The following is a 21,148-nucleotide window of genomic DNA, read 5'->3' as shown; positions in this document are numbered from 1 at the left end:
TAATTTTGTGTTTTCAAAAATATTTCTGACGATAGGAAGAAATCAAAAAGCCCAATTTTGCAATCAGCGGCCACGCTTATTGTAAACTTTGGGTACTTTTTGCACTAACTACCTACCGAATTTCACTTTCAAATATTTCACTCATCTTCTCCTTTATATCATCTGCCTTTCATTGGATGGATTTTTGTGAATTAGCCAATCATTCAGATCTTTAAAATCTGAATACAAAACCCCGCAGTCTTCTGTGTTTTGATTTTCATTTTTAATCATTTCGATGGCACGGTTTCCGGCTTCGTCATTGTCAAAATAAAGCTCAATCTTATCATAATTTATAAGTGAATTTTTAATGTTAGAAATCATTGATACCGAATTCAGAATGATATAGTCAGAAGAACCTTTTTCTAAGAAGGTTTCTACATTTTTAAAGGATATAAAATCGAAAAAGCCTTCAAAAACGCGAAGTGAATCTGAGCCATTTTTTATGCTGCTGATGTCTTTCTTACCTAAACAGATTTTTGAATATTTATTGCGAATTTCATAACCGCCAGAATCATTTTTGAAACCAATTCCGAAATAGTTATTATCGTTCATTCTATAATGAAGCTCTTTTAAGAATTCACTTTGAGCTTCAACTTTTCGGCTCTTTAAATATTCTATGAGTGCAGGATGTTGGATTTGTTTTACGTCAATTATTTCATAATTTTTAATTTGGTCTTCCAACTTCTGATTAGAAATTTTTTGATATTGAAAAGAAGAAAATCCCTGACCTTCTGCCCAAAGTAAAACTTCATTTACCGAAGTGTTTAGATACCTCTTCATAAAATCAGTATTGCTACCCCCTATCCCTTCAGAAAACAGATACCAGTAGTTTAGACTTTTATTGATTTTAAAAGAGGCTTGGGATTCGCTGGCAAAGGGGTTGAGATACCAAGCTTCTTTCTCATTTTGTTTCGTTGGAAGGTGTCCGAGAGAAAGGAGGACTTCTTCCAACGGTATGCTGTTGAATTGTTTGCAGTTCATTTGTAATTTTTAATTTTAAGTAATAAATAATAGCTTTCCTGTCGGTTCAAGCGGACGGGTTAGATTCTGTGTAATTTTTGATGAATTGATAAGAAAACGCTCTAATTAATTTATTTACAACAACTTAAACACTCATCAAAGTCTCATCGTCTCATCAAACTTTAAAATAGTATTCTCATCAGCCTCTCATCAAAAACCAAGGGTTAAAAATTTGATGAGGCTTTTGATGAGTTGTAAAGATTTGATATTAAATCCATTATCTATCAACTCATCATTTCATCAAATTTTTGTAGAATAAAGTTTCTTTCCACTGTAAAATACCTTCCTATTTTATTTTGTTGATAGAAACTTCCGCTGTAATCAATATCATATTTGATGTAAGCCAATGAATTGTTCTGAGGTTCGAGTTTCCAGTTTTCTTTTAAAAGTTTCCGGACATCGTTGACCGTCCAATACTGTTTGCTAAACATTTTTCCAAGCATATTGAAAATATCCTGGGGAATAAAGTGTATTTCGTTGTCTTCTGTATTTTCAAAAAACTCATACAAAAGTTCAATAATTTTAGATTCCAGTTTATTATTGTTTTTCCAAACCAATTTCTGAAGGGCTTTGGTTCTGATCTGGGAATCCGTAAACCACATTCGTGTTTTCTTACGGCTGTGAAAAGGTCTTTGAATCAGATAACGAAGGAAAAAAGGAATCTCATTATTTAAATTATCCAAAAATTCAGTGTTCTCGCTTTTGATTGATTTTACTTTGACAATCCAGAATCGGATCTCATTTTCATCAATCTGAATGAAATTATCCTCATTATTGGAACAAAGAATGAATTTGCCAAAGAATTCTACTTCTTCACGATCTTTCCCTTTTGCCTCCTTCTTATCTTTATCTGTTGTCGAAAGATATTTTAAACGTTCAGTAATCTCTTTTTTGTCAAAGAATACTTCGTCAATAGCGACAATGAGCATCGAAGTCCAGTCCGAATTAAACTGGCTGCTGAAAGAATCTCCTTTAATATAGGTCATATTTAATCCGAAGATAGATTTCAGCCACTTGATGAAAGTAGATTTTCCGGTAGATCTTTCTTTGCTTACCAAACAAAGGATCGGAAGTATTTGGGTTGGATATTGTAATAAGATCTTAATATAATCCAGTCCTAATTCCAGCTGCTCTCCAAATATATGTTCCATAAATCTAAGTGAGAATTGAATTCTATTTTCTAAAGCTTCAGAACTTGTATTCTCATCGATTGGCTGATAAGGAATTTCATTATAAATATTGTAAAATCCAGCAATGATCTGCTCATAATTCAGGTGCGATGGAATACAGCAAAAGCCATCATATTTTGGAATTTTCGAAAAGTAGATTTTACCATGGTCGCTAACAATGGTCTCACGATTCCAACGAACTAATATTGAAATCTTATCACCGGAAATTAATGGTTTTTCAATGGTTTTATAGTAGGTTGTGCCTACTCTTAGGTAGGGAATTTTTTCGCTCATAATTTTAAAGATTTAATACCGTACAGGAAATACTGTATAGAATAAAATGTTTAGATAAATATGATTTCTATTTATCTCTTGTACTTAAGCGATTTAACTTCGTTTAAAGCACTCATTAGATCAAAATGGTTAACTCTGTAGAATCTTCCAATTTGTTCCGCTTTAATATTTCCTTTTAAAATGTGCGAGCGAACAGTTTGATAATCAAGTTTGAGAATTTCTGAGCATTCTTTGATAGAATACAGTTTCTTTTTCAACTCAATTTCAGGTTCTTTTTTTAGAGAATAGAGTAAGTCTTTCACTTCCTCTAATTCGTCAAGAATTGTTTGAAATGGATTTGTTGTCTGCATAATTTGTCGTATTCATTTGCAGACAAAATTGTATAATTCGAATAATTAATGATACAATTTTACTCAATTGCGTAAAGTTTAATTCCTGATATTAAATAACTTATATAATTCCTGATATATACTTTCTTCAAAATCATTTGGTTTCACAGTTACTGCTCTCGAAAATGTTCCTTTGTCAAAATTCGTATTGTATTCATTTTCCATCGCCTCAATAACAGTAGTGTCTTGAAAATCCGGATTAATAATATGATTATCCTTAAAAGACGGTGAATTCTTATAAATGAAGATTTCTGATCTACAAGCAGATTATTATTTTCATCGATGAATTTTTTGCCTTTCAGAAAAGCAATAAAAATTTTAGAGCTGTTTTCACCAATCATAATATCTGATAAGCGTATATCTCTTTTAGTTTTGCTGTCCAAAGCAAAATATAGAAAAAGTGTAGTTTCAGCACCACTTAAAAAATTACTATGTAACTTCATTAGACTACTTGAACTTATCAAACTGGTGGATTCTTTTTTATATTGATTTAAGCAGTATTGAATCTTCTCTTCAAAATTGTGATTTCTTGACGTATCAATATCTTTGAAGTGAAAACTGAAGAAGTTGTCCAGCTTTTCATATTTAATCAAAAACTCATTCTTCATTTTTTCATTAATAATGAGCTGAGAGGATTTCTGTTTAGCTATTTCAATTCTTTTTGCTAACAGCTTTTGAATTTTTTCTCCCTTTAACCAATAATATATGATCATAGGATATCCTACAAATTCTTCCCAAAAGTACCAACGTCCGTAAAGCTTTTTTTGATCCATAATCTAAAGTAGTGATTATTTAAAAACTTCGTTCATATAATTGATCTTGTCTTCTTCGCTTGGTCTATAGTAAGCATTAAAAACTTCTAAACTTGTGTGACCTGTATAACTCATAATTACTTTATCCGGAACCCGTTTGTTCTTCATTATTGTAATGAAGCTTCTCCTTGCAGTGTGTGAGGAAATTCTTGTCCAAAATTCAGCTTTTAGATCTACTAACTCATCACCGTATTTCATAGTTTTCTTTATTTCATCAGTGAATTCTAACTTTTTAAAAACCTCTTTAATGTATTCATTCATCTTCTGATTTGTAATACTAGGCAGGTTAAAATCATACTTTTCAAGTATTGATTTAGAAATACTGTTTAAAGGAATTGCTAAGCTTTTAGATCTGCTTTTTAAGTCAATCACTCGGATAAAATCACCATCAACATCACTTCTTGAAATCGTACTGTAATTGCCAAATCTCATTCCTGTAGTACAACCAAAAATAAAAAGATCACGTACCTTTTCCAATCTTTTGTTTTCACTGAGATCATAATTATAGATGAATTCAACTTGATCATAATTTAAAGCTATTTCATCAGTTGTAAATTTAGCAGGTTTCTTGAAGGCAATAAAATTGTTATTGTAAGTATATTTTTTATTTAAAGCCCAAAGAAGAAATGTCTTTAATAAACCAACATTTCTATGTAAAGTATTTGCAGAATGCTTTTTCTCTTCAATGCAATATTTCAAAAATTTGTTATAAAGTTTATCATCAAATTTTCCTAAACTAACCTTAACTTTATAACAGTTTTCAAACTCTTCAAGTAATGTCTTATTACATTTGTATCGTTTTAAAGTTGAATTTGAAATCAAATTTCCAGTGTAATCGTTTTCCTTCTCTTCTAAAAACTCCTGGTATATTCTAAAGAAATCACTTTTAACAGTAATTTTTTTGAATTTTTCATCAAATCTTTGTTTAAGAATATCAACAGTAAGTTCTTCATTTATGTTCTTATAGCGATTTACAATCTCAGTAAAATAACTGCTATATCGATCTAACTGCATTTTGACACTTCGATGAATTTCTGCCCTCTTAGTTCTTCCGTTTAAGTCATTAGGTTGCCTACCTTCAAAATCCCATTCGTTTGGTTTTATTTTCTCACCTGTAGAGTATATGAAGTTTTTATTTTCGCTGTTAAAAAACGAACGGAAATAAATTAAAGTTTCTTTTGTACCATTGGGTTGCTTGAGTTTGAAAGTATAATTCATCAGGTGCCAGTTTGGGTGCTACTTGTTCTATATTTAAACATAAAAACTAAGTATATTAGTTTATACAAATATAGCCAAAATACTGATAAATAAAACACTTACGTATTTTGAATTATATTAAAATATAATAGGTTCGAAAACCTCCAACTCCACTTTTTAAGCTAAAGAGAATTTGTAATTTATTGAATTTTAAATAATTACATTTTCTCTTTTTTGTTTTTGTGTCCGAGAATATACCAAAACTTTTGAAAAATTGTTTATACATTCATAAACATTTGCAAAACTCGTATACAAAAACAAAAGCATCTTATGAAAAAGCAAGAATTAATTTTAGATACTATTCTTACACAACTGTCCATTCCAGAGGAAGAAAGAATGATTTTCATCTCTAAAGCAGAGGTAAAAAAATTAGAAAAAGGCACTCCATTTATGGAGCCCGGAAAACGTTGTAATAAATTTATATTTGTAGCAGAAGGAATTCTTTGCTATGGGATTCATACTAAGGAAAGTGAAATAGTTATCCGTAACTTTTTGGTAGGACCTAGTTTTGGATCTTATTCTATATATAGCTACCTAAGCAATGAACCTTCCTGGAATTTCTGCAAATCCCTTACTGAAACCATTATTTTTGAATGGCCAAAGTCCTTTATGGATGAATTGATGCTGAAAGTGTGTTGGGCTAACTTTTTTAATATTCTGTTAGTTAAATTTTTAATCCTGAAAGAAGAGAGAGAAATACTACGGCTCCAGCAGGATGCCAGCAAAAGGTATTTACACTTTTTAAAAGAATTTCCTAATCTGCTTAATAGCATTCCTCAATATTATATTGCAAGTTATCTGAGTATACACCCTCAGTCTTTATCGCGTATTAAAAGATTTTACAAAAAATAATATCCCCCTCTGATTTATAAGTAATTTCCTTTTTTGAATCATCTATATAAATTATAACACAGGTTATTTTTTTTGAAAAGCTTAAGGAATAGTTTTGCAGAGTATAATAGAGTTATCAATAAAAATAACCTTGTTATACCTCTTAAAAAGACAATGACTTTACAAAATAAAAATAACAACAACTATGATTTTAAGAAATGAATTGGAATACCAGGGTGGTTGGCTATTCAAATATAGAAGCTATTTTCCATTAATAATTCTTTTGTTTGGATTTCTTGTATTTCTACAACCGAATCAGCATGAAAGCTTTTTTGGAAATTACAAAGTGTACTTCGAAATATATTGTTTATTTGTTAGTTTTATAGGATTAGGGATTAGAGTATACACTATAGGGTACAGTGCTAAAAATACTTCCGGACGCAACACCAACGACGGGCAAATTGCTGAAAGTCTGAATTGTACCGGCATCTACAGCATAGTGAGACATCCATTATATTTAGGGAATTTTTTTATGTGGCTAGGTCTTGCATTATTTATTGGAAACCTGTGGTTTGTAATATTTTTTGTTTTATTTTATTGGATTTATTATGAGAGAATAATTTTTGCAGAAGAACAGTTTCTTGAAAAAAAGTTTTCAAATAAATATACAGAATGGGCAAGCAAAACTCCTACTTTTATTCCAAATATCTTTTTATTTAAAAAGTCCAATATTTCATTTAGTATAAAGAAAGTACTCAAACAAGAAAAAAATGGGTTATTTGCTTTATTCCTCATATTTTGCTTTTTTGATATAATTGAAAAAGTGGTAAAAAAGCATGAGAAATTAAATTACATTTTTATTATAGGATGCGTAGTTACAATGCTCCTATATGTTGTACTAAAAGTCATTAAACAATCCAGACTCTTGGATGATGGCAGGTAATTATCCTACTACGCAACCCCACTACCTAAACAGGATAGAAATAAATTATACGAAACCCTGAGCACCATAGGAATGAAAAATAATTCTGCCGGATAACACAATATCCATTTATAATCTATTGCAGTTTCAGGTTTGAACATTTATTACTTCCATAATATACTCTATCCATTAAATATATATTAAGAAATCAAGTTTACTCAATCAACATATTGTGGTAGAGAAGAATAAAACAAAAAGTGTCTAATTAATATTCCAAATTATAATTCTTTAATATGAAAAAAATATTAAACATTATTTTAAACTTTTTCAAAAAATTGTTTAAAACATCCAAAAATTCTGAAGAAATTATTTTTTAATCTGGTGCATAAAATTGTCTATCTATTATGATTCAGAAACCATTATTTGACAGGCATTATATATACCAAAAAAACATATTGGTCAATAAATAAGCACATTGATGGACAAACCATAAAATAGTTTCTCCAGCTCTACTATAAAAAGAGGATCTAAATACCAGATTCTCTTTTTTAATGCCCAAAACCCAAAATCATAATATAGCTGTCGGAGACAATTCATTTCATTCAGAAGAACCATAATGAGATAATCACTCCCAAAAATAGAATTTATCAATTCAAAAAATTAACATCCTATATTTAATGATTGAGTAAGGATACAGATGAAAAAAAGCTATTTTCCTATTCGGGGTTCAATCAAATAATCAAAATCATGAGCTATTTCAAATATTCCGGTTCTAAAAAAAACACTTATCTGAAATCAAAATTGATCTTCATGCCGTCCCCATAAATATAACCACCTGAAAACTAAAACACTAAAACTTCACAACCTAAAATGAAAGCTTCCTCTCCACAAAAAAGACTAAAAAAATGTTTTATCGTAAAGAATTTTATATATTTGCACCATCTAACAATTAAAAAAATAATTTACTATGTCAGACATTGCATCAAGAGTAAAAGCTATCATCGCTGATAAGCTTGACGTTGAAGAAACAGAAGTAACTCCTGAAGCTAGCTTCACTAACGATTTAGGAGCTGATTCACTAGATACAGTTGAACTTATCATGGAATTTGAAAAAGAATTTAACATTCAGATCCCTGATGACCAAGCTGAAAAAATTACTACTGTAGGACACGCTATCGCTTACATCGAAGAAGTAGTAAATAAATAATATTCTTCAACAAAAAAGAAATTAAACAAAGTTTATGGAATTAAAAAGAGTAGTTGTAACCGGATTTGGAGCAATAACACCAATAGGAAATAATGCAAAAGAATACTGGGAAAATCTTGTGAAAGGTGAGAGCGGTGCCGCTCCGATTACTCTTTTTGATGCCACAAACTTTAAAACAAAGTTCGCTTGCGAGGTAAAAAATTTCGATCCGTTACAGCATTTCGATAAGAAAGAGTCTAAAAAAATGGACCGAAATACTCAGCTGGGACTTGTTGCAGCCAAAGAAGCTGTATCACATTCCAGAATTATTGAAGACAATGTGGACAAAAACAGAGTTGGAGTAATCTGGGGTTCCGGAATCGGAGGTTTAGAGACTTTTGAAACAGAAGTGTTAGGATGGGCCAATACGGAAATTCCGAGATTCAACCCTTTCTTTATCCCGAAAATGATCGCGGATATCACTCCTGGGCATATCTCCATTGAGTATGGCTTCCACGGGCCAAACTATACTACTGTATCTGCGTGTGCTTCTTCAGCAAACGCTATTATTGATTCCAAAATGCTGATCCAACTAGGAAAAGCAGACGTAATTGTGTGCGGTGGCTCTGAAGCAGCCGTTACAGCAAGTGGTGTCGGTGGATTCAATGCAATGATGGCACTTTCTACAAGAAATGATGATCCTAAAACAGCTTCAAGACCTTTTGACAAAGACAGAGATGGATTTGTATTAGGAGAAGGAGCAGGATGTATTATTCTTGAAGAATATGAGCACGCCGTAAAACGTGGTGCTACAATTTATGCGGAATTATTAGGAGGAGGTTTAAGCGCTGATGCACATCACATGACCGCTCCACACCCTGAAGGCCTTGGTGCTTATCTGGTAATGAAGAGTTGCCTGGAAGATGCAGGTTTAACTGCTGATGAAGTAGATCATATCAATATGCATGGTACTTCTACTCCATTAGGAGACATCGCAGAATCCAATGCAATCTCAAGATTATTAGGCGAACACGCTTATGACATTCAGATTAATTCTACAAAATCAATGACAGGCCACCTTTTAGGAGCTGCTGGTGTTATTGAAGCTATTGCTGCATTGGGAACTATTATTCATGGTACTGTTCCTCCTACCATCAACCATTTTACTGATGATGAAAATATTGACAGCAGACTAAACTTTACGTTTAATACAGCTGTGAAGAAAGATGTAAAAGTAGCCATGAGCAATACTTTTGGATTTGGCGGGCATAATGCTTGCGTTCTATTTAAGAAAATCTAAATTCAATGAATGGAGTTACAGAAATACTTTTCTAAATTCCTTCTCAAAAAAAGAAAAAGACAACTAACGGAGAGAGAGTATTTTCTCAGTACCGAACTTAAAAAAGTATTGGGTACAGAGGTACAAAATATCGCTCTTTACCGCGAAGCTTTTTCTTTGAAAAATTCTTCTAAAAATCAAGACAGCAACTATGAAAGGCTTGAATTTTTAGGAGATTCTGTTTTGGGTACAATTATTTCTTGTCATTTGTTCCAGACCTATCCTCAGGCTAATGAAGGATATCTGACACAAATGAAATCTAAAATTGTTAATAGGAAAAATCTCAATAAATTAGGAGAAGACCTCAAACTTACCAACCTTTTGCAAAAGCAAAACAGTTCTGCAGCTTTGGGTGAAAATATCTCCGGAAATTTATTCGAAGCCTTAATTGGTGCTGTATATTTAGACTTCCATTATGATACCTGCAAAAGGATTATTTTGGAAAAACTGCTGACCCCTTCCGAAATCAATAAGCTTGAAAACAAAATTGTAAGCTATAAAGGTCTCCTTCTTGAATGGAGCCAGAAGAAGAAGGTTAATATAAAATACGAAACCTGCGAGGAGATACAAGCTAATAAATCTATAGTATTCAGGTGCCATGTATGGCTGGGAGACGAAAAAATTGCAAATGCAACAGAGACTTCCAAGAAAAAAGCAGAGGAAAAGGCAGCACAGAGGGCATTTTATATTTTAAATAAAAAGGAAAATATACTTGGAAATCCAAAAACTTTATGATCTTGATGATATAGAATTTGAAGATATTGCCATAGGATTGGTAAGATTAGCCAAAGATATACCTGCTCATGAGTTTTTCTACAAAATAAATCAAACCAACAACCTCAGCTTTTCAAGAAAGAAAGACCTTGTCTTTCATGGGGGATATTATGATTATTTTTTCCCAAGATATGAAGCCTACCACAAGTTTTCCAAGACTTGTTTTACCTTCATTTCCAATAAATCTTCTGAAAGTAAGCAAAAAAAAATTCAGACAGAACTCTTTACAGAAGAAGAAAACATTAAATTTTTATTAAATAATCAGGTAGATGTGGAATATATTCTGCATAGTTCGGAACAGTTTCCTGATTTTTCCGTAATTTTGCTCCCTGAAAATCTTGTGTTTCCAATTCAAGATTATACACTGAGTTCTGAAGAGGAACTTTATCAAATTATCCAGTATTATGAATAAGTATTTAAAGAAGACAAAAATTATCGCAACACTAGGACCTGCTTCATCGTCGAAGGAGGTAATGTTAGATTTAATGAAAGCGGGTGTTGATATTTTCAGAATAAATTTTTCCCATGCAGATTACGACTTAGTTCGAAAAAATATTGAAATAATTAGAGAGCTCAACAACGAGTATGGTTATTCAGTAGGAATTCTGGGAGATCTTCAGGGACCTAAGCTGAGAGTGGGAGTTGTAAAAGAAGGGTCTTACCTGAATCCGGGTGATATTCTTACCTTCACCAATGAAAAGATGGAGGGAGATTCCACAAAGGTGTATATGACGTACCAACAGTTTCCACAAGATGTAAAAGTAGGAGAAAGAATCCTTATTGACGATGGGAAACTAATGTTGGAGGTTATTGAAACCAATGAAAAAGATACTGTAAAAGCGAAAACCATTCAAGGAGGTCCGTTAAGTTCTAAAAAAGGAGTTAACCTTCCTAATACGAATGTTTCTCTTCCTGCTTTGACAGAAAAGGATGTTCAGGATGCTAATTTCATGCTTGACATGGAAGTTGACTGGATTGCTCTTTCTTTCGTACGTCACGCACAGGACATCATTGACCTGAAAGAATTAATTGCAAGCCATCCAAACGGTAAATTCAAGACTCCGATTATTGCGAAGATTGAAAAACCTGAAGGTGTTAAAAATATCGATGAAATCCTTCTTGAATGTGATGGATTAATGGTTGCCCGTGGAGACCTTGGAGTAGAAGTTCCAATGGAAGAAGTTCCTGCCATCCAGAAAAACTTGGTAGAAAAAGCTAGATTCTATTCTAAGCCGGTAATCATCGCTACCCAGATGATGGAAACCATGATCAACAGCTTAACGCCAACAAGAGCAGAAGTAAATGACGTTGCTAACTCTGTATTGGACGGAGCTGATGCGGTAATGCTTTCCGGAGAAACATCTGTAGGTAGATATCCGGTACAGGTTGTGGAAAACATGGCTAAAATTGTAAAGAATATCGAAACAACTCATTTTTACCAACACAAAAATGAGCCTATCGAAAAAGATTATAACTGTATTGACGAAAGATTCATTACAAACAGGGTGTGTCTTGCCGCAGTAAGAATTGCTAAAACAACAAACGTTTCTGCTATTGTAACACTTACTCACTCTGGTTATACAGCTTTCCAGCTTGCAGCACACAGACCAAACTCTCACATTATCGTATATAGCGGGAACAGAAGAGTAATCACCATGCTGAACCTTCTTTGGGGTGTTCATGCCTATTACTATGATATGAAGAAATCTACGGACGAAACAATCATTCAGGTAAATATGTTAACGCACAATTACGGTTATATCGAAACAGGAGACTTCGTAATTAATATCAATGCTACTCCATCATATGAAGGTGGAAAAACAAATACATTGAGACTGACTACAGTATAAGCAATAAGCAATAAGCAATAAGCAATAAGCAATAAGCAATAAGCAATAAGCAATAAGCAAAATTACTTTTTGTTAAAGCATATAAAAAACTCCCGGAAATGAATTTCCGGGAGTTTTTATGTATAATGTAAAATATAATTCTAGCTTATAATGGTAGTTTGTCATTCTGAACGAAACGGAATGAAGTGAAGAATCACTGAGATCCCTAAGCTCCTAAGAATAACATTTTTCCCTTTTAATTACCTACGATAGTTTTAGCTGTCACAAATTCTTTTAAAGCTAATAAAGACAGTTCTGTACCATACCCTGAAGCTTTTGATCCTCCGAATGGAAAACGTGGATCAGAACTTGTCATACGGTTGATATTAACCGTTCCTGACTCAAGGTTTTCAATGAAGAATAACTGACGGTTTTTGTTTTTTGTCCATACCGAATTCGAAAGTCCGAAAGGAATATCATTAGCCATCTGTAGAGCTTCTTCGTCATTCTTTGCAATCATAATCATACCAAGAGGCCCGAAAAGTTCTTCTTTTAAAATAGGATTACCTTCCTGAACTCTGATTAAACCAGGTTTAAATTCATTTTCAGAAACTCTTTCCAGAGGAATGATAATTTCAGCACCATTTTCCAGCGCTCTGTTGAACTGAGCTTCTAATTCATCAGCCAGATCCGGTCTTGCCATTCCAGCCAATTTGGTTTCTTTATCTAAAGGATCTCCGATTTCATATTTTTTATATTCTTCAATGAATATAGGTAAAAATTTATCTTCGATTTTTTCATCAATGATAAATCTTTTTGCAGCAGTACATGTTTGCCCGCAGTTTTGAAGCCTGGATTTTGCTCCCGCTTTTGCCGCTTCCTCCAGATTGGCATCTTCAAAAATGATAAAAGCATCACTTCCACCTAATTCCAGCAAAGATTTTTTGATATTTAAACCCGCAATTGAAGCTACTTCTCCTCCTGCTTTTCCGCTACCTGTAAGACTTACTCCTTTTACAGCATCATGCTCAAGGATTTCTTTTACAGCCTTATGCCCTACTTCCAGATTCTGAAAAACTCCTTCCGGAAAACCTGCTTCCAAAAGAACTTCCTCAATGGCATTTCCACTTCCGAAACAAATTGAAGCATGTTTTAAAACGATTGTATTTCCGGCTAAAATGGCAGGAGTCGCAAATCTCAATACCTGCCAAAAAGGAAAATTCCAAGGCATTACGCCTAATATCACCCCTTTCGGAGCATAGTGAACTTCAGAATAAGCAAATTCTGATTCTACTTTTTCAGGTTGTAAAATATTTTCAGCGGCTGCATAATAATTCATCATTAAAGCACACTTTTCCACTTCAGAAATAGATTCTGAAATGGGTTTATTCATCTCTGTTGTAATTATTTTTCCAAATTTCTCCGAATTATTCTTTAAAATTTCCGCTGCTTTTGCAATTAACTTCTGCCTTTCCTCAAACGGCACTTTTCTCCACACTGAAAACGCTTTATCTGCTTTAATAAGCTTGCTTTCAATTAATTGTTCCATAATATAAATTTCTGTTTTAAATTCAGCTAATGAATTTATGAGCGCTTTTATTTTAAAAGCACGGTGAAATCAGCAAATTCCATTCCTTAAGGGTCAATAAAATAATGATTTTCTCTATCGGAAGAATATAACTTTATCTTACATCATTAGCCATTCATTCACAAGACATGCTGCCAGTCTTGCGGTTCTGTCCTGGATATCGAAAGAAGGGTTAACTTCCGCTACATCCAGTGCCACCAATTTTTTATTTTTTAAGATATGTCTGTAAAAATGCATGAAAGCAGTATCTGCAAAGATACCATTATATGCCGCAGCAGAAACTCCGGGAGCGATTGATGCATTAAAAACATCCATACAAATGGTAAGATAGGCATAGTCTACATTGTCCAACAGTTCATCAATACGCTGATAGATCGAGGTAAGATTTTCAAAAAATAATTCGTCTGCCAGAATATATTTCATCCCATATTGATGAGCTGTATCAAAGAGCTTCAACGTATTGGAGTTTCTCTGAATTCCGATATGCAAAGAATTAATGGGACCATCCTGTGCAATCTGCCAGAATCCTGTTCCGGAGCTCGGTCCTACTCCTTTTTCCGGCTGTCGGTTATCAAAATGAGCATCAATATTAATAATCCCTATTTTTTGCTCCGGAAAGGCTGTTTTAACACCTAGATAATGGGCATAAGTCACTTCATGACCTCCGCCCAGAACAAGAGATTTCCCTCCTTTCAAAAGGACTTTGGAGACATTTTTGGCAAGATTATTCTGAGTATTTTCAAGATTTCCATCCTCACAGGTAAGATTCCCAAAATCCAGCATAGAAAAATCAGGAAGAATTACAGGAAAATTAGACATATTTTTCCTGATTACATCCGGAGCATCTTTCGCCCCCTGACGGCCTTTGTTTCTCCTTACTCCTTCATCCACAGCAAAACCATGCAATGCAAAATCTCCTGCAGAAATGTTGTCGTAATTACGTTCTTCTTTTACTCTTTGAAATAATCTGTGATAGAGAAGCTCTTCTCCGTCCAATCTGCCTTGCCAAATATTATTCATTATTAAATAATTCCAATTTGTAGGTTGCTTTTTAAGTGCAATCAAATTAAACTATTTCTTTAATTGTCCGTTTTTACCCACCAAGATAACGAATGCACTTTTTATTATTTGTAAAATACAAAATATGGCTCTGATAAAAAAATAAAAAGATAACAGAGCTGTTAATAGAAAAGATACAAAGGCCAATCCGGAATAAAATATTCTTGAGACCTTCACTTCTTTTATTACTTCATCATTATTCCAAAGGGATTGCAAAAAATAGTCACATTAAAAGATACTACAAGTAATACCAAATAAATTATAAAATTTTTAATTGCCTTCAAAATAATACTTTTATATCAGATTTCCATCTATATACACCTTCTCAGCTTTTAAACTCCCCTGATTATACAGTATATTCTGGAAGTTGTTGATTTTAAAAGTGACAAAATCTGCTTTTTTCCCGGTTTCCAACTGTCCTCTATCTTCAAGATTCAATGCATAAGCAGCACGGAAAGTCATTCCTGCCAACACTTCAGCAGTAGTTAGTTTTTGGAAAGTAGCTAAAATAGATGCCTGGGTAATTAAATTTCCCATGGGTGCAGAACCGGGATTCCAGTCACTTGCAATGGCTACAATAGCTCCTGCATCCAATAGCTTTCTTGCTGGAGTAAATTTCTCTCCCAGTCCCAAGCTTGCTCCCGGAAGAGCTGTTGCTACGGTATCAGACTCTGCCAGAAATTGGATATCTTCATCTATTGTGGCTTCCAAATGGTCTGCAGACTTCGCTCCTACTTCTACTGCAATTCTTGAGCTTCCAGGGGTAAACTGATCTGCATGAACGGTAATTTCAAAGCCTAATTCTTTTGCTTTCAGTAAGAATTCTTTACTTTCTTCCGGCTGAAAAGCAGATTTTTCGATAAAAATATCTACTCTATTCGCTAGCTCCTCTTCTTTTACTTTTGGTAAAATTTCGGTGATGATATATTCCAGATATTCGGGGTTGCTTCCTTCAAAATCTCTCGGTTTTAAGTGGGCGGAAAGACAGGTAGGAACTAAAGTTGCTTTGGTTTCGTTCTGTGCTTTTTTAATAATCCTAAGCATTTTCAGCTCATTTTCCACATCCAGTCCGTAACCGCTCTTCACTTCAATGGTAGTAATTCCCAGATCAATCAAAAAGTTGATTCTTTCTACCAGAGTTTTCAATAATTCTTCTTCTGAAGCATTTCTTGTATGCTGCACGGAACTCCAGATTCCACCGCCGCTTTCTGCAATTTCCAGGTAGGTTTTCCCTGCATTACGCATGGCAAAATCATTGGGGCGGTTTCCTCCAAAACAGATATGGGTATGTGAATCTACAAAAGCAGGAAGAACAATCTGCTCTCCTTCAATCGGTTCAATTTCTATGCTGGGATTTTCTGCTTTTAATATTTCAAAATTTCCAACTTTCTGAATAATATTCTGATCTACTACAATTCCTCCGTCTACAATAATTTCCAGTTGTTCATCGGAAAGTTTTCCTCTTAAGGGTAAGTTAGCAAGCGTTACCACCTGCTTAAATGGTCCTATTAATTTCATTGATTTAAAGTTAGTGTAACGTTTAGATTCGCACGGATCAATTCTTACATCAATCCTTGTTTTCTAAACATTCAAAATTTTATTAATTTTTATTAATAATTTTTCCTCTCAAAAATACTTAAAATATCCCAATTATTTAAATCTTAGGTGTTCTCATTTTCAACACTGGCTTAAACCTCCGTATCAATCTAAACGTTTTCTCAATCTGCCCTTCAACCTTAGTCGAAATTTGCTATCTTTGAAGTAAATGAAATGAATTAATGCCAGATTTTTTACATCCAGATAAGGAAAACTACTCACGAGAGGAGCTGATGCAGGAAGAACAGATCCGTCCCCAGAGCTTTAAAGATTTTGCGGGGCAGAGAAAGACGCTGGAGAACCTTGAGGTTTTTGTTACCGCTGCGAAAAGACGTGGCGGAGCACTAGATCATGTTTTATTACACGGTCCTCCGGGATTGGGTAAAACTACACTAGCCAATATTATCGCCAATGAACTTGGAGTAAACTGTAAGATTACTTCGGGTCCCGTACTGGACAAACCCGGAAGTTTAGCTGGTTTATTGACCAATCTGGAAGAAAATGATGTTCTTTTCATCGATGAAATTCACCGTCTTTCTCCTGTGGTAGAGGAATACCTGTATTCTGCAATGGAAGATTACAAGATTGATATTATGCTGGAAACAGGGCCTAATGCAAGAAGTGTACAGATTGGACTCAACCCTTTTACACTAGTAGGAGCTACTACAAGAAGTGGTATGCTTACGAAGCCAATGCTTGCCCGATTCGGAATTCAAAGCAGGCTGGAATATTATTCTATTGAACTTTTGTCTATGATTATTCAAAGAAGTGCAAGGGTTTTAGGAGTAGTCATTTACGAAGATGCTGCGATAGAAATTGCCAGAAGAAGCCGTGGAACACCAAGGATTGCCAATGCATTATTAAGAAGAGTACGTGATTTCGCCGAGATCAAAGGGAATGGTGAAATTGAGATTAAGATCACAAAATATGCTCTGGATTCTCTGAATGTGGATGAATTTGGTCTGGATGAAATGGATAATAAGATCATGCGTGTTATGATTGAAAACTTCAAAGGAAAACCGGTCGGTATTTCTGCTCTGGCAACTTCTATTGCAGAGAATCCTGAAACGCTGGAAGAAGTTTATGAACCATTTCTGATTCAGGAAGGGTTTATTATCCGGACTCCGAGAGGAAGAGAAGTGACCGACAAGGCTTACAAACATTTAAATATTACAAGACCTAAAAATCCGGGAGAGCTTTTCTAAGTTCAAAGTTTAGGGTTTAGAGTTAATGAGAATTGATTAGTATATGTTTATACCGAAATTATACAGAAGTGAAGATTTTGATGTGATGAGGAAGATCATCAAAGAAAATTCTTTTGCTTTACTGGTTTCTTCCGTAGATAAGATAAGAGCCACTCATTCTATGATGATGCTCAATGAAGATGATCCTGAAAATAGGTATGTTGAAACTCATATTTCAAGAGCTAACCCACAGGCTAAAACCTTAAAAAACGGTGATGAAGTTCTTTGTGATTTTTTAGGGGCCCATACTTATATATCCAGCAGCTGGTATGATCATATTAATGTTTCCACCTGGAATTATGAAGCGGTGCAGATCCATGGAAAAGTTGAAATAATGAATCATGATGAGTTGTATGCTCACTTGGACAAATTGACTTCCAAGTACGAAAGTTTTCAGCAATGCCCAATGATGGTAAAAGACATGGGAAGAGAATTTGTGGAAAAGGAAATGAAGGGTGCTTTCGGGATTAAAATAATTCCGACCGAAATATTTATCAAACAAAAACTTTCTCAGAACAGAAAAGAGAATGATTTTAACAACATTATTACTCAACTTGAACAATCTGATGATAACGCAAGAAAAATTGCGGAGAAAATGAAAGCAATAAAAAAATAATCAAAATATACATATGAAGTTATATCCAATACAATGTGGAAAATTTAAACTGGACGGCGGTGCTATGTTTGGAGTCGTCCCGAAGAGTTTGTGGGAAAAAACGAATCCTGCAGACGAAAAAAACCTAATCGAGCTGGGAACCCGTTCCCTGCTTATTGAAGACGGAAAAAAACTGATCCTTGTAGACTGTGGTCTTGGTAACAAACAGGATGATAAATTTTTCGGACATTATTCTCTTTGGGGAGATGATACTCTTGATAAAAATCTTAAAAAATACGGCTTTATAAAGGAGGATATTACGGATGTATTCCTTACTCACCTTCATTTCGATCACTGTGGTGGTGCTATCGAATGGAATGATGACAGAACCGGATACAGACCAGCCTTCAAAAATGCCAACTTCTGGACTAATGAAAATCACTGGCAATGGGCAACAGAGCCTAATGCGAGAGAAAAAGCCAGCTTTTTGAAGGAAAATATTATGCCAATGCAGGAAAGCGGCCAGCTTAACTATTTACCTCTTCCTACTACCGGAAATTATGGTTTTGCACCAGATTTGAAAATGGACGTGATCTTTGTAGATGGCCACACAGAGAAGCAGATGCTTCCGGTAATCCAATACCAGGAAAAAACAGTTGTTTTTGCTGCAGACCTTATTCCTACAGCAGGACATATCAACCCGGTATATGTGATGGGATATGATACCAGACCTCTTTTAACAATGGAAGAGAAAGCAAAGTTCCTGAAACAGTGTGTAGACAATGAATATTTATTGTTCTTTGAACACGATGCTCATCATGAACTGGCAAGTCTTAAAATGACCGAAAAAGGGGTAAGACTTGATGAGACGTTTAGCTTTAATGATGTTTTTGGATATTAATTTTTAATCATGGAAGAATTACATTCAGAAACACAACAGGCGGAACCGGAACCAGCACCCAAGATCATAGGTTTAACAGGCGGAATAGGCTCTGGAAAAACTACAGTTGCACGCTTTATAGAAGAATTCGGCTTTCCGGTTTATTATTCCGATGACAGAGCTAAAGCGATCGTTAATGAAAGTGATGATCTGAAAATCAAAATCAAAGAACTTCTGGGTGAAGCGTCTTATGATGAAAATGGGTTGTATGACAGAAAATTTGTTGCCGATAAAGTTTTTAATAACAGAGATCTGCTTCAGCATTTAAACGAAATTATACATCCCGCAGTAAAGATTGATTTTGAAAACTGGGTCAAAAAACAAAGCAAGTATTTAGTTTTTAAAGAAACAGCTCTTTTGTTTGAACTAAAACTTAACAGACAATGTTACAAATCTCTTTTGGTAACTGCTGAGGATAATATCAGAATTAAAAGAGTAATGGACAGGGATAACAAAACCTATCGAGAGGTAGAGGCTGTGATGGAAAAACAAATGCCTGAAAGGGATAAAATTAAAATGGCAGATTGTATCGTGTATAACAATACCAATCTGGAAGAATTGAAAGAACAGACTGAAAAGGTGATTTTCAGTATTGAATAAATAAGAACTCGTTAGAAGCTTTTCTAACGAGTTTTTTTATGCAAAAAATAATTTCTGAAGAGTAATTTCCCTGAGATCATAGTATAAAAAGGTAGTGTTTCACTAACTGTGTAAGTTAAAAAGTTATTCTGGAAAATTTAGAGCCCTAAGAGCTCAAAAAATTTTACGGAAATAACTTTTTATTATTTTTAACCATTACATATTTATGATCGACAAAGAAGAATTATTAAACAATAAGGATTTCTATAAGTCCTTTAAAAGTGGAGAAGATTTAACTTCTTTCTTCAAAGAAATGCACAAACGAGCTGTAGAGCATATGCTTGATGCAGAACTGGACTCTCATTTGGATAATGAGAAGCATCAGAAATCTACCACTGGAAATTACCGAAACGGTCACGGAAGCAAGAAAATAAAGTCGTCGTTTGGAGAGTCTGAAATTAAAGTTCCCAGAGATCGTGAAGGAAATTTTGAGCCCGCATTAGTTCCCAAAAGGCACAACATTATCGATGGTTTGGAGAATATTATCATCTCATTTTACGCTAAAGGAATGAGCGTATCAGACATTGAAGAACAGATCCGTGAGATGTATGATTTTGAGGTTTCTACTTCCACCATATCACGAATCACCAATGCCATTGCAAGTGAAGTGATGAGCTGGCAGAACCGCCCGCTTGAAGATTTGTATCTCATTGTTTGGATGGATGGGATTGTTTTCAAAGTAAGGGAAAACTCAAAAGTCATTAATAAAACTGTTTATCTGGCTGTTGGATTAAATCGGGACGGGAGAAAAGAAGTATTGGGAATGTGGCTTGGAAAAAATGAAAGCTCAGCCTTCTGGATGGGTGTTCTCACAGATTTAAAAGCTCGTGGTGTGGAAGATATTCTCATCACCGCTACCGATAATTTAAATGGATTTACCCAGACTATCCTTTCTGTTTTTCCTGAATCTAAAACCCAGATTTGTGTTGTCCATCAAATCAGAAATGCCTGCAAATATGTGGTATGGAAGGACAGAAAAGAATTCTCTGCCGATATGAAATATATTTATACAGCTCCAACAAAACAAGCAGCTGAACAGGCACTCAATGATTTTGCAGACAAATGGGAAAGCAAATATTCTTATGCTATCCAATCCTGGCGAAACAATTGGGATGAGCTCACTGTATTTTTTGAATTTCCTTTAGAGATCCGTAAAATCATTTATACCACCAATTTAATTGAGAATCTCAACGGAAAGATCCGTAAATACACCAAAAATAAAATGTCTTTTCCTACGGATGATGCCGTAATGAAATCAGTTTATTTGGCATTAAAAGAAGCTACTAAAAAATGGACCATGCCCATCCAGAATTGGGGTATTGTTCTCAATCAATTTATGATTATTTTTGAAGAAAGGCTCAGATTATAAAATCTAAGCCCTGACTTTTTAACTTACACACTTTGTGGGAGAGTGTCTATAAAAAATAAGCCTCCATTGCTGGAGGCTTATTCTATTTGAAATTTAAACTTATCTATTCTTTGATAAATTTCTTCTGAACAGTGTTACCATTGTCTTCAATATCTATCACATAAACACCGTTGATCAATTTACTTACATTGATCTGGTTGTTCAGTAAGATACCGTTTGCAATCACCTGTCCTGCGGCATTGTAGATCGTATACTTA

21 protein-coding genes are annotated in these 21,148 nt (G+C 34.2%); 12 read left to right on the top strand and 9 right to left on the bottom strand.

Annotation, left to right across the window (positions count from 1 at the left end; all coding sequences use genetic code 11):
• Window positions 1-153: 153 nt before the first annotated feature.
• From BOQ62_RS05460 to BOQ62_RS05440, 5 genes are all read right to left on the bottom strand, one after another.
• Complete coding sequence (locus tag BOQ62_RS05460; protein WP_129037774.1) at window positions 154-1,020, bottom strand: toprim domain-containing protein; 867 nt, start codon at window positions 1,018-1,020, stop codon at window positions 154-156.
• 263 nt (window positions 1,021-1,283) lie between these two features.
• Window positions 1,284-2,522 carry a primase-helicase family protein gene (locus BOQ62_RS05455; RefSeq protein WP_129037772.1) on the bottom strand — a complete coding sequence of 413 codons (1,239 nt, stop codon included), beginning with the start codon at window positions 2,520-2,522 and terminating at the stop codon, window positions 1,284-1,286.
• A gap of 71 nt (window positions 2,523-2,593) precedes the next feature.
• Window positions 2,594-2,872 carry a helix-turn-helix domain-containing protein gene (locus tag BOQ62_RS05450; protein WP_129037770.1) on the bottom strand — a complete coding sequence of 93 codons (279 nt, stop codon included), beginning with the start codon at window positions 2,870-2,872 and terminating at the stop codon, window positions 2,594-2,596.
• A 149-nt stretch (window positions 2,873-3,021) separates the two neighbouring features.
• Window positions 3,022-3,684 carry a hypothetical protein gene (locus tag BOQ62_RS05445; RefSeq protein WP_129037768.1) on the bottom strand — a complete coding sequence of 221 codons (663 nt, stop codon included), beginning with the start codon at window positions 3,682-3,684 and terminating at the stop codon, window positions 3,022-3,024.
• Window positions 3,685-3,699: 15 nt separating this feature from the next.
• Entirely contained in the window at window positions 3,700-4,941 is a 1,242-nt protein-coding gene (locus BOQ62_RS05440; RefSeq protein ID WP_129037765.1) for a tyrosine-type recombinase/integrase, read from the bottom strand.
• Between the two features lie 309 nt (window positions 4,942-5,250).
• Between BOQ62_RS05440 and BOQ62_RS05435 the strand changes: the two genes are divergently transcribed.
• From BOQ62_RS05435 to pyk, 7 genes are all read left to right on the top strand, one after another.
• The gene (locus tag BOQ62_RS05435) at window positions 5,251-5,832 is read left to right on the top strand and encodes a Crp/Fnr family transcriptional regulator (protein WP_129037763.1); all 582 of its coding nucleotides are present in this window, start codon (window positions 5,251-5,253) and stop codon (window positions 5,830-5,832) included.
• Between the two features lie 184 nt (window positions 5,833-6,016).
• The gene (locus BOQ62_RS05430) at window positions 6,017-6,754 is read left to right on the top strand and encodes a methyltransferase family protein (protein WP_129037761.1); all 738 of its coding nucleotides are present in this window, start codon (window positions 6,017-6,019) and stop codon (window positions 6,752-6,754) included.
• Window positions 6,755-7,700: 946 nt separating this feature from the next.
• Entirely contained in the window at window positions 7,701-7,940 is a 240-nt protein-coding gene (locus tag BOQ62_RS05425; protein WP_002976354.1) for an acyl carrier protein, read from the top strand.
• 34 nt (window positions 7,941-7,974) lie between these two features.
• Window positions 7,975-9,219, top strand: a complete 1,245-nt coding sequence (fabF, locus tag BOQ62_RS05420; protein WP_129037759.1) for a beta-ketoacyl-ACP synthase II — start codon at window positions 7,975-7,977, stop codon at window positions 9,217-9,219.
• Window positions 9,220-9,228: 9 nt separating this feature from the next.
• Entirely contained in the window at window positions 9,229-9,993 is a 765-nt protein-coding gene (rnc, locus tag BOQ62_RS05415) for a ribonuclease III (RefSeq protein WP_129037757.1), read from the top strand.
• A complete protein-coding gene (locus BOQ62_RS05410) occupies window positions 9,971-10,444 on the top strand; it encodes an IPExxxVDY family protein (protein ID WP_129037755.1) in 474 nt (157 codons plus the stop codon). The genes rnc and BOQ62_RS05410 overlap by 23 nt, the downstream gene beginning before the upstream one ends.
• Window positions 10,437-11,882 carry a pyruvate kinase gene (gene pyk, locus BOQ62_RS05405; protein ID WP_129037753.1) on the top strand — a complete coding sequence of 482 codons (1,446 nt, stop codon included), beginning with the start codon at window positions 10,437-10,439 and terminating at the stop codon, window positions 11,880-11,882. The genes BOQ62_RS05410 and pyk overlap by 8 nt, the downstream gene beginning before the upstream one ends.
• Window positions 11,883-12,117: 235 nt before the next feature.
• Here the strand turns inward: pyk and BOQ62_RS05400 are convergent, their stop codons facing one another.
• From BOQ62_RS05400 to hutI, 3 genes are all read right to left on the bottom strand, one after another.
• Window positions 12,118-13,410, bottom strand: coding sequence for an aldehyde dehydrogenase family protein (locus BOQ62_RS05400; protein WP_164976689.1), 1,293 nt, complete (start codon window positions 13,408-13,410; stop codon window positions 12,118-12,120).
• Between the two features lie 138 nt (window positions 13,411-13,548).
• Window positions 13,549-14,469: a formimidoylglutamase gene (hutG, locus tag BOQ62_RS05395; RefSeq protein WP_129037751.1), complete on the bottom strand. Its 921-nt coding sequence runs from the start codon at window positions 14,467-14,469 to the stop codon at window positions 13,549-13,551.
• Window positions 14,470-14,802: 333 nt separating this feature from the next.
• On the bottom strand, window positions 14,803-16,026 hold the full coding sequence (hutI, locus tag BOQ62_RS05390) for an imidazolonepropionase (protein ID WP_129037749.1): 1,224 nt from the start codon (window positions 16,024-16,026) through the stop codon (window positions 14,803-14,805).
• Between the two features lie 260 nt (window positions 16,027-16,286).
• Between hutI and ruvB the strand changes: the two genes are divergently transcribed.
• The 5 genes from ruvB (at window position 16,287) to BOQ62_RS05365 (ending at window position 20,891) form a co-directional block, all read left to right on the top strand.
• Window positions 16,287-17,309, top strand: coding sequence for a Holliday junction branch migration DNA helicase RuvB (gene ruvB, locus BOQ62_RS05385; RefSeq protein WP_089689588.1), 1,023 nt, complete (start codon window positions 16,287-16,289; stop codon window positions 17,307-17,309).
• Window positions 17,310-17,352: 43 nt separating this feature from the next.
• Window positions 17,353-17,964, top strand: coding sequence for an FMN-binding negative transcriptional regulator (locus tag BOQ62_RS05380; protein WP_129037747.1), 612 nt, complete (start codon window positions 17,353-17,355; stop codon window positions 17,962-17,964).
• Window positions 17,965-17,977: 13 nt separating this feature from the next.
• A complete protein-coding gene (locus tag BOQ62_RS05375) occupies window positions 17,978-18,844 on the top strand; it encodes an MBL fold metallo-hydrolase (RefSeq protein WP_129037745.1) in 867 nt (288 codons plus the stop codon).
• 9 nt (window positions 18,845-18,853) lie between these two features.
• Entirely contained in the window at window positions 18,854-19,483 is a 630-nt protein-coding gene (gene coaE / locus BOQ62_RS05370; RefSeq protein ID WP_129037742.1) for a dephospho-CoA kinase, read from the top strand.
• Between the two features lie 205 nt (window positions 19,484-19,688).
• Entirely contained in the window at window positions 19,689-20,891 is a 1,203-nt protein-coding gene (locus BOQ62_RS05365; protein WP_129037740.1) for an IS256 family transposase, read from the top strand.
• 103 nt (window positions 20,892-20,994) lie between these two features.
• Here the strand turns inward: BOQ62_RS05365 and BOQ62_RS24250 are convergent, their stop codons facing one another.
• Window positions 20,995-21,138, bottom strand: a complete 144-nt coding sequence (locus tag BOQ62_RS24250; RefSeq protein ID WP_353886450.1) for a T9SS type A sorting domain-containing protein — start codon at window positions 21,136-21,138, stop codon at window positions 20,995-20,997.
• Window positions 21,139-21,148: the final 10 nt, after the last annotated feature.

The organism is Chryseobacterium sp. CH21 (assembly GCF_004119445.1).
In the GTDB taxonomy this organism is placed as follows: Bacteria; Bacteroidota; Bacteroidia; order Flavobacteriales; family Weeksellaceae; genus Chryseobacterium.
This window is presented reverse-complemented; position numbering and strand designations above follow the sequence as displayed.